The following is a 9,517-nucleotide window of genomic DNA, read 5'->3' on the forward strand; positions in this document are numbered from 1 at the left end:
TCACCTCGTCGACGTGCCCCAGAATCGTGGCAAGGTCGGTCTCGCTGGCGAGATACAGCTCGTCGTGCAGCGCTCCGGTGCGCTCGGCGCGCAGGCGCACCTGGCCGAGCGACTCCTCGGCGCTGACGTACAGCACCCGCCGACCCACCCGCGCGCTCTGCGCGGCGACCTCGGTGAGCAGCGTCGATTTGCCGACGCCCGGCTCGCCGGAGAGCAGGATCGCCGCCCCGGGAACGAGGCCCCCGCCGAGCACCCGGTCGAACTCGCCGATGCCGCTGGTCGTGCGGGCCGCCTCTTGCGTCTGGACCTGCGTGATGGGCCGAGCGGCGCGGGCGGCTCCGGGCGCCACCGGTGCGACCGTGCGGACGATGCCGGTCTGCTCCGCCGCTTCGACGACGGTGCCCCACTGCTGGCATTCCCCGCAGCGGCCGACCCACTTGAGGGTCGTCCAGCCGCACTCGGTGCATCGGTAGGGTGCGGCTGTCGTGGGGCGTCGGGTGGCCATGCCTTCAGGCTATGCGGAGCCGCCGACACCTGCGGCATCCACCCCACAAGCGCCGGCTGACCCCCGGCGCTCAGCCGCGGAGGTCGTCGGCGACGCGCCGCAGCGCGTCGGCCGAGCGGCGGAACAGTCCCAGTTCGCTCGGCGAGAAGGGCGTCTCGCGAATCGGCTTGGCGCCCCTCGCGCTGACGATCGACGGCACCGAGAGGGCGACGCCCGACACGCCGTGGAAGTCGTCGAGCACGGTGGACACCGGCATGACCGCGTGCTCGTCGTGCAGGATCGCCTCCACCACGCGGGCGCTGGACAGGCCGATCGCGTAGTTGGTCGCGCCCTTGCCCTGGATCACCTTGTACGCGGCATCCCGCACGTCGACGGCGATCTGGTCGAGCTCGTCGACCGACATGCGGGGGTGGCCCTCGGTCTCCCACTCGAGGATCGGCACCGTGCCGATATAGGCCTTGGACCACAGCGGGAACTCCGTGTCGCCGTGCTCGCCGACGATGTAGGCGTGCACACTCGAGGACGACACCCCGGCGCGCTGGCCCAGCTTCCACCGCAGGCGCGAGGTGTCCAGCACCGTGCCCGAGGCGAAGATGCGCTCGGGCGGCAGGCCCGTGGCCTCCTGCGCCAGCACGGTGAGCACGTCGCAGGGGTTCGTGACGATGACGAAGATCGCTTTGGGCGCCACTTCCAGCAGCTGCGGCATCATCGTCTTCAGGATGCCGGCGTTGGTGCCGGCCAGCTCGATGCGGGTCTGTCCGGGCTTCTGCTTCGCGCCGGCGGTGATCACCACGACGTGCGACCCCTCGGCGACGGAGATGTCGTCGCCGCCGGTGATGTCGCTGGAGCCCGTGAACTGGGTGCCGTGGGCGAGGTCGAGGACCTCGGCCTCGACCCGCTCCTTCGCGATGTCGTACAGCGCGACGTGGCGCGCCGACCCCCGGATGAGCGCGGCGTAGGCGGTGGAGGAGCCGACGCTGCCGGCGCCGACGACGGTCAGTTTCGAATTCTCGATCGCGGTCATGGGGTCAGTCTTGCAGGGGAGGATGCCGCTGACTACCGGGTGACCCGACGGACGTGCCGGCGCTAGGGCGTCGGCGTCGCAGCGTCGGCCTCGGCGGTGGCCGGGCGTGGCGGATTGCGGATGCCGAAGAACGACACGATCCCGCCGGCGGCCATGAGCAGCGCGGTCGCCACCGCCGCCCGATGGAAGCCCTCGAGGTCGACCGAGCCGCCGACGATCGCGGCCAGCATGGCGATGACGATGAGCCCCGCGACCCGCGAGACGGCGTTGTTCACCGCGGAGGCGATGCCCGACCGCGCCGGTTCGATGGCGCCGAGGATCGCCGCCGTCAGCGGCGAGACGGTCACCGCCAGCCCGAATCCGAAAACCAGCATGCTGGGCAGCACTTGCCACCAGTAGTCGAACTCCTGCGACACGGTGAGGAGCAGCAGCGACCCGGCGGCCATCAGCAGCGGCCCCGCTGTCATGAACAGGCGGGGACCGAGGCGCCCGGCCAGCGCCCCCATCGGGGAGCTCAGCAGCACGAGCAGCACCGTCGACGGAATGCTGGCCAGTCCCGCGAGCGTCGCCGACAGTCCGGCGCCCTGCTGCAGGTACACCCCGACCACGAAGCCGTTGAGGGTCAGTGCGCCGTAGATGAACGCGGTGGCCACGTTGCCGGTCCAGAAATTACGCACCTGGAACAGGCCCAGGGGCAGGATCGGGTGCCGTGTCGTGCGCTGACGCACGAGGAAGGCGGCGAACAGCGCGATCCCGAGCGCCAGCGGCATCCAGATGGCGGGCGACGCCCACCCGAGGTTCGGCTGCTCGATGAGGGCGAACACCATGCCGCCGAGGCCCAAGGTGCACAGCACCGCACCGGTCCAGTCGATCGCGGCATCCTCACGGCGTACGTCGCGCAGGGTCAGGTGGGGGAGCAGCCACAGGGTCACCGCGATCGGGAGGACGTTGATGACGAAGGCGAGGCGCCACGACAGGTAGTCCACGAACAGGCCGCCCACGAGCGGCCCGCCGATGGTGGCGGCCGTCGTCAGCGCTGTCCAGGTGCCGATGGCGCGGGCCTGGACCGGCCCGCGCATGTTCGACGTGATGAGGGCGAGGGAGCTGGGGACGAGAAACGCCCCGGCGGCGCCCTGCACCGCGCGGGCGATGATGAGGGTCACCGGATCCGGTGAGAGGGCGATGGCGACGGATGCGACGCCGAACCCGATCAGTCCGATCCGCAGGACGAGGATGCGCCCGAAGGCGTCGCTCACCGAGCCCGCCAGCAGGATCAGCGAACCGAGGGTGATGAGGTAGGCGTCGACGGTCCACTGCTGTGTGGTGAGGCCGCCGCCGAGGTCCCGGCCGATGGCGGGGAGGGCAACGTTGACGATGCTGCCGTCGAGGAACGCCACGAACGACGCGAGCACCGCGACGGCCACGACCAGTCGCTGCTGCCGGTCCATGGTCTCGGACATGCGCCCACGCTAGACCCGCCGGACCCCAGTCGGCAGCGCACCGGGCACAGCGAAGGCGAGGGATGCCGGGGGGTCGCATCCCTCGCCTTCGGTCGGGGGGTCAGTGCTGCTGGTCGGCCCAGCTCCAGATGTCATCGCCGCGCAGCGATGCATCGGCGCCGCCGTCGTCGTAGATGACCTGGCCCGCGAGGTGGGTGTTCTCGGGGCTCGTGAGCCACATCAGCAGGTAGGCGATCGACTCGGGGGGCTGGTGGTAGTTCAGCGGCATGGGGACCGAGGCATCCACCATCGCCGCGCCCTCGGGCGTCTTCAGCAGGTCGGCGGTCATCGGGGTGATGACGGTGCCGGGGGCGACGGCGTTGAGGGGGATGCCGGCTCCCGCCCAGGCGGGCGTGATCGACTCCCGGCGCACCCAGCGCGACAGGGCGCGCTTGGACGCCGGGTAGACGAGGTAGCCGATCTGGGGTCCCTGGGCGGCGAGGCCCTCGGCGATCTCGAGCGCGCGCGCCTCGTCACCGGCGAGCGCGGCCTCGACCATCTCGGGCGAGTTCGCCTGCAGCGAGGCCATCGACGAGACGACCGCGACGCGGGGGGCGTCGGACTTCGTCAGCGCGGGCAGCAGGGCCTCGAGGAACTCGGTGACGCCGAAGAAGTTCACCGAGATGGTCTTGGCGATCGGGGCCGAGATGCCGGCGCAGGCGATGACCGCGTCGACGGTGCCGCCGGCGAGTTCGACGGCCTTCGCGGCGGCATCGGTGCGCCCTGCGGGCATCGACAGGTCGGCCTCGACGTCGGCGTTGCGCAGGTCGACGCCGATGACGCGCTCGCCGCGGTCTCGCAGCAGCTGCGCCGTGGTGGCGCCGATGCCGGATGCTGATCCGGTGACGACATAGGTGCGGGGCATGGTTGCCTCCTTCTTTCCTGGGCCCGGGGGTCGGGGCCGTGGTTCAGGCCGACGGGTCGTCGGACGTGGGTGCAGCAGGCCGATCGGCGTCGGCCCCGCTCGCGGCTTCGACGAACCGGGAGGTGAGGGCGGCGAAGCGGCCGCGCTCCGCGGCATCCCACCCCCGCATCGCCTCGTCGACCATCTCGCGACCGCGCTGGACCAGAAGGGCGAACACGCGCTCGCCCTCCGGGGAGAGCGCGACGATGCTCGCGCGCCCGTCGTCGGGGTCGGGCGATTTCGTCACAAGTCCGGCCGTCTGGAGGCGGGCGAGCTGCTTGCTCATGGTGGGCCGGGTCAGCCGCAGATCGGCGGCGAGGTCGCCCGCGCGAATCGGACCGACCCGGCCCAGGGTGTAGATGGGACGGATGTCGCCGGCATCGATGGTCAGTCCCGCTTCACGGGCGACAACGGTCTGCCGCGTGAGCGACGCCCACTGGGCCATCAACTGTGTCAGCGACGTCAGGAGGACCGCCTCCGGAGTGGGGTCCGCCGTCGTCCCATCCATGGTCAGACTCTACGCCGAGTGGTTGCCTCAGGCAACTAAGAGGAGGCTGTCCTGGCCCGGTCGGCTCGATTGGCGGCGTCGGCCCGTCTCGCGTACGATTGTCCGCGGTGACGTGTCCGAGCGGCCGAAGGTGCAACTCTCGAAAAGTTGTGTAGGGTAACCCCCTACCGTGGGTTCAAATCCCACCGTCACCGCCACTGAAAACCCCTGCTGCGGCGGGGGTTTTCTCCTTGTTCGGGATGGTCGTTGTGCAGATCTGGTGCACGCCGACGGCCAGGTCGCCCCCCGGCGTGCACGGGGAGCTCGGCGGCGATGGTCAGGGCGCCAGGGGCAGTTCGAAGCACAGCGACCTGGGCATCGACGCGACGTACGGCTCGTACACGGGGATCGGCGTGAACCCCGCGGCCGTGTACAGCGCGATCGATTCGGGTTGCGGCTTGCCGGTCTGCAGGATGACGCGGCGTGCGCCCTCCGCGCGGGCTCGTTCGATCACGGCGGTCGTAAGGGCCTGACCGACGCCCCGGCGCCGTGCCGCGGCGGGCACGATGAGTCGCTTGAGTTCGACGTCCGCGCCGAGGCGGCGCAGCATGACGTGCCCGAGCGGCGTGCCGTCCTCATCGAGCGCGAGGAAGGTCGCGATGACGTCGTCGGGGTGCACGCGCAGGGCCTTCCGGCGTGCCGCGGTAAGTTCGGGGTCCTCGCTGGTCGTCACCGGCCCGTACCGAGCGGTCAGCTCGTCGTCCAGCATCCCGCGCAGCGCGACGGCGCGCGCGTCGTCGACGGGGACCTTCTCGATGCGCACAGCCACTTTCCCATCCTGCAACGCACGCGGCGTCGACGTCGACCGTGACCACGGCGGTGGCGTCCTGTCATTTCCTGGAGGATGCCGTCGTTGGCCGCCCTCGTGGAGCTGGGCCGCCCGAAAGCGGGTTCAATAGAGGCTAAGACTGTCGACTGCATCGTGATCGAGGGACGAAACCCGCATGGCGGCCATAATCATTGTGCTCGGCGCAATCAGTGTCATGACGACGTCACTGTGGTCCAGCATCGGGCCGGAGCATGGGGCTTTCCCCTTTTGCGTTGCCCTCATGTCGTTCGCATTCCCCATTTTCATAGGCGCCGAACTGGCAAAGAGGATTCCGGCAGGAGCTTTCAGAATCTCAGCCCGAAGCAACCGCTTGTTCGCCGCTCTTGGTGTGAAGGTTTTCGACCGGATTCTCACATTCATCCGATGGAACGCCCTCGTGCTGAACATGCGAAAGCCTGTCACCAAGCCGTCCGACTTGCAGCCACTGGCCTTCGACTTGCGATCAGCGGCAGTTGGTCATGGCTGCGGCTTGCTCGTCCACGTCGTCATCGCTGCGATTGCCCTGTCTGCGGGCTATATGGAAGCCTCGCTGTGGATTCTTCTTCCATCAGTGCCGCTCCATGCATATCCGATCATGCTTCAGCTGGTTAATCTTCGTCGGATAGACGGAATCCATGAGGCGCGAGAATCTCGGGCATAACTCGTCGCGAGTACGTCCAGCCGGCGGAATCCTCGCCGAGGAAGCTGCCGCTCGGGTCTGAGATCAGCGTTGCGGTGGACTGCCGGGGCGCCCGCCCCGCCGCCGTCCCCCGCGGTGTGTCGAGGATAGCCCCCGTCAGGGGATATCCTCGCTCGGGGCCTTCAGCGCCCTCGTGCCCGGCGCGTCGCCGCCACGCCCTTGGGGAAGAGAAGGTCACACATGTCGGTCGGACTCCTTGCCGTCGTCGACGACATCCTGACGGCCGCGCTCAAAGCCAGCGCGAAGACCGCGGGCGTCGTGATCGACGACGCCGCCGTGACGCCCCAGTACGTGCAGGGGATCACCCCCGCCCGCGAACTGCCCGTCGTGTGGAAGATCGCCCTCGGCAGCCTCGTCAACAAGTTCGTCATCATCATCCCGATCGCGCTCCTGCTCACCGCGTTCGCTCCGTGGGTGCTGCCGTTCCTGCTGATCATCGGAGGCGGCTTCCTCTGCTACGAGGGGGCGGAGAAGGTCCTCGAGTGGTTCGGCAAGCACCACGCGCACGCTGACGACGAGCCGCGCGACGAGAAGAAGCTGGTGCTCGGTGCGGTGCGCACGGACCTCATCCTCAGCACCGAGATCATGCTCATCTCCCTCGCGAACCTGGACCCGGACTTCGGCATCTGGATGACTCTCGGCGCGCTGGTGGTCATCGGTCTCGCGATGACGATCGTCGTCTACGGAGCCGTTGCGCTGCTGGTCAAGATCGACGACGTCGGGCTGCGGCTGATGAAGAGCGCCTCGCGCCGCGTGCGGCGCACCGGCGTGCGGATCGTCGCCTCCATGCCCGCCGTCTTCCGGGTCATCAGCGTCATCGGCACCGTGGCCATGCTCTGGGTCGGCGGCCACCTCGTGATCGCGAATCTCGCCGAGACGCTGTGGGCGGGACCCTACGACCTCCTGCACGTCGCGACCCACGCGGTCGAAGCCGCGGGTCCCGTCGTCGTCTGGATCGTGGACACGCTGATCTCCGCTGTCTTCGGCCTCGCGCTCGGGCTGCTGATCGTCCTCGTCATCTCGGGCATCTCCCGAGCGGTGAAGCGCCCGGCGGCGGCCGCGCCGCACACCACCACATAGTCCGCGGTTCTCTAGGCGCTCTCGGGGTCTGCGCCCAGCGCAGCCCGCCCGCCGTCGACAGGCAGCACGGTGCCGGTGATGAACGCCGAAGCCGGCGACAGCAGGAAGGCGGCGGCGTGCGCGACGTCCGCCGGACTGCCGACGGGACCACTCAAGCGAGCCGTGCCGCACCCGCCGCTCCCTCCCGGTGTTCGGTCGTCGCGTCCGTACCCTTCGGCCGCGTGGCCAGGGCCGTATGCGTCCACCGAACCGTGGTCGGCAGCTTGCGGCCGCGTCGGCGCGGAAACCCGGTGACCCCGTCGTGACACCGCGTCCGCGACGGGTGTCAACCCGGTTGAGCGGATCTCGGTTGCGCCGCACCCTTGACGCAATCCCAGGAGGACACCATGAGCGATCTGAACATGCCCCACGAACGCCACGCCGACGACGCCGTCGCCGACGACTTGGCGCCCACGGACGCCGTCACCGACGAGGTCCGCGACGACGCAGCCCGCACGCAGAACGTCGGCGGCGGCGATGAGCCCGACGCGCCGGCGGTGACGCACCCCTGACGGCCAGTGCCCGGGGCGCAGCCACTCCATGGGCGCTTGGATCAACACCGACTGCCCCCGCACCCCCGGCGCGGACTGCGGTACCGTGAGCGTCATCGGAGGAGGAGGCGAAGATGGCTCGCGAGACCGCTCGCTCGTCAGGCTGGTGGGGCAAGTTCGTGGCGCTGTTCCTGGGAGTGCCGCCGATCGCCGTGCAGGCCGCCGATGAGGACACCGACGACGAGCCGGGGCCATTCGCACCCCGCTCGCAACGCTGACAGCCCCGTCGGGATCCGTCGCCCGGCATCCGGAACAGTCCCGCGCTTCCCATAGTGGTTCCCGGTGCCAGGCACCAGTCCCGATTTCGGAAGGTGCCATCCCGTAGCGTTGAACAATGGCGCACGACGACCTTCGGCCGGAGGACCTCTACACCGGCCCCATCGACCTGACCGGGATCGACGCTGAGGGCGGTGAGGACGCTGACCTCGAGAAGGCCGAGATCAGCTACGACGAGCAGCGCTATCCCGCCCGGCCGAGGCGGCTGCGGCCGCGCGACCAGTTCCGCGGGGGGAGCGTGCGTCGCATCAAGACCGACCCGCGCACGGCGAACGGCACCAACCCGTCGTACGTCGAGTGGCTCGTGCGGCAGTCGATGCTCAAGGATGCCGATGTGCTCGCGCGCCAGCTCGCGGGACAGCCGGCGATGTGGCGCAACCCCTATGCACGCCCCGATGCCCGGCGCGCGATCGCGGCGACCGACGTGTGGTTCACGGCGTACCCGATCTCGCTCGTCACGCGTCCCGGGCAGTCCTTCCTGGCTGCGCTCGGAGACGACGAGCTGTGGTCGGTGTTCGAGCGCATCGGCATCAACGCGGTCCACACCGGTCCGGTGAAGCGGGCGGGCGGCATCGCAGGCTGGCGCGAGACGCCCAGCGTAGACGGACACTTCGACCGCATCAGCACCGAGATCGACCCCGCCTTCGGCACCGAGGAGGAGTTCCGCGCCCTGTGCGACGCCGCTGACGGTCACGGCGGCAGCGTCATCGACGACATCGTGCCCGGGCACACCGGCAAGGGAGCCGACTTCCGGCTCGCCGAGATGGGGTTCAAGGACTACCCCGGCATCTACCACATGGTCGAAATCGCCCCCGAGGACTGGGGGCTTCTCCCCGATGTGCCCGAGGGTGTCGACAGCGTCAACCTCGACCTCGCCACCGAGCAGGAGCTCGCGGAGCGCGGGTACATCATCGGCGCCCTCCAGCGCGTCATCTTCTACACGCCGGGCGTGAAGGAGACGAACTGGAGCGCGACGGCACCCGTCATCGGCCCCGACGGCATCACACGCCGCTGGGTCTACCTGCACTACTTCAAGCAGGGGCAGCCGTCGATCAACTGGCTGGACCCCACGTTCGCCGGCATGCGCCTGGTCATCGGCGATGCCCTGCACTCGCTCGGTGAGCTCGGCACGAGCGCCCTGCGGTTGGATGCCAACGGCTTCCTCGGCGTGGAGAAGACCGCCGGGGGCCCGGCGTGGTCGGAGGGGCATCCGCTCTCGCACGCCGCGAACCACATCATCGCCGGCATGGTGCGCAAAGTCGGCGGGTTCACCTTCCAGGAGCTCAACCTCACGATGGAGGACATCCGCGACACCGCAGCCGTCGGAGCCGATCTCTCCTACGACTTCGTCGGTCGTCCCGGCTATCACCACGCTCTGGCGACAGGGCAGACGGAGTTCCTGCGGCTCGCGCTGCGGACATCGCTCGAGCTCGGCGTCCAGCCGGTGCAGCTGGTGCACGGGATGCAGAACCACGACGAGCTCACCTATGAGCTCGTGCACTGGGCGACGCGGCACGGCGACGATCTCTACCGCTTCCGCGGCGAGGAGATCACCGGCGGTCATCTCGCCGAGGTGGTGCGGGC

Annotated in this window: 12 protein-coding genes and 1 tRNA gene; 6 read left to right on the plus strand and 7 right to left on the minus strand. The window is 69.6% G+C overall.

All coding sequences use genetic code 11. From position 1 onward, the window contains the following. The 5 genes from NQ160_RS12725 to NQ160_RS12745 all read right to left on the minus strand — a co-directional run. The coding region (locus NQ160_RS12725) for an ATPase domain-containing protein (RefSeq protein WP_257515593.1) at window positions 1-505 on the minus strand (505 nt) is incomplete at its 3' end. Between the two features lie 70 nt (window positions 506-575). Continuing rightward, window positions 576-1,529: an L-lactate dehydrogenase gene (locus tag NQ160_RS12730; RefSeq protein WP_257515601.1), complete on the minus strand. Its 954-nt coding sequence runs from the start codon at window positions 1,527-1,529 to the stop codon at window positions 576-578. Window positions 1,530-1,591: 62 nt separating this feature from the next. Then, a complete protein-coding gene (locus NQ160_RS12735; protein WP_257515602.1) occupies window positions 1,592-2,989 on the minus strand; it encodes an MFS transporter in 1,398 nt (465 codons plus the stop codon). A 100-nt stretch (window positions 2,990-3,089) separates the two neighbouring features. After that, a complete protein-coding gene (locus NQ160_RS12740; protein ID WP_257515603.1) occupies window positions 3,090-3,893 on the minus strand; it encodes an SDR family NAD(P)-dependent oxidoreductase in 804 nt (267 codons plus the stop codon). 43 nt (window positions 3,894-3,936) lie between these two features. Then, window positions 3,937-4,440: a MarR family winged helix-turn-helix transcriptional regulator gene (locus NQ160_RS12745; RefSeq protein WP_257515604.1), complete on the minus strand. Its 504-nt coding sequence runs from the start codon at window positions 4,438-4,440 to the stop codon at window positions 3,937-3,939. 106 nt (window positions 4,441-4,546) lie between these two features. Here NQ160_RS12745 and NQ160_RS12750 point away from each other — a divergent pair. Continuing rightward, window positions 4,547-4,637, plus strand: a tRNA-Ser gene (locus tag NQ160_RS12750). A gap of 119 nt (window positions 4,638-4,756) precedes the next feature. On the opposite strand, the gene NQ160_RS12755 is transcribed toward NQ160_RS12750, so the two are convergent. Continuing rightward, window positions 4,757-5,248 (minus strand): GNAT family N-acetyltransferase, encoded by a 492-nt coding sequence (locus NQ160_RS12755; RefSeq protein ID WP_257515605.1) that lies wholly within the window; start codon window positions 5,246-5,248, stop codon window positions 4,757-4,759. A gap of 175 nt (window positions 5,249-5,423) precedes the next feature. Here NQ160_RS12755 and NQ160_RS12760 point away from each other — a divergent pair, with 175 nt between their 5' ends. Further along, window positions 5,424-5,948, plus strand: a complete 525-nt coding sequence (locus tag NQ160_RS12760; RefSeq protein ID WP_257515606.1) for a hypothetical protein — start codon at window positions 5,424-5,426, stop codon at window positions 5,946-5,948. 219 nt (window positions 5,949-6,167) lie between these two features. After that, window positions 6,168-7,067, plus strand: a complete 900-nt coding sequence (locus tag NQ160_RS12765; protein ID WP_257515607.1) for a DUF808 domain-containing protein — start codon at window positions 6,168-6,170, stop codon at window positions 7,065-7,067. A gap of 11 nt (window positions 7,068-7,078) precedes the next feature. Here NQ160_RS12765 and NQ160_RS12770 read toward each other — a convergent pair whose 3' ends face one another. After that, window positions 7,079-7,222 carry an SDR family oxidoreductase gene (locus tag NQ160_RS12770; protein WP_285178407.1) on the minus strand — a complete coding sequence of 48 codons (144 nt, stop codon included), beginning with the start codon at window positions 7,220-7,222 and terminating at the stop codon, window positions 7,079-7,081. Window positions 7,223-7,453: 231 nt separating this feature from the next. Between NQ160_RS12770 and NQ160_RS12775 the strand changes: the two genes are divergently transcribed. From NQ160_RS12775 to NQ160_RS12785, 3 genes are all read left to right on the plus strand, one after another. Further along, on the plus strand, window positions 7,454-7,618 hold the full coding sequence (locus NQ160_RS12775; RefSeq protein ID WP_257515608.1) for a hypothetical protein: 165 nt from the start codon (window positions 7,454-7,456) through the stop codon (window positions 7,616-7,618). Window positions 7,619-7,731: 113 nt separating this feature from the next. After that, window positions 7,732-7,875 (plus strand): hypothetical protein, encoded by a 144-nt coding sequence (locus tag NQ160_RS12780; protein WP_257515609.1) that lies wholly within the window; start codon window positions 7,732-7,734, stop codon window positions 7,873-7,875. 116 nt (window positions 7,876-7,991) lie between these two features. Next, window positions 7,992-9,517, plus strand: a 1,526-nt coding sequence (locus NQ160_RS12785; protein ID WP_257515610.1) for an alpha-amylase family glycosyl hydrolase, incomplete at its 3' end; no start/stop codon positions are given.

It is taken from the genome of Microbacterium sp. zg.Y909 (assembly GCF_024626565.1).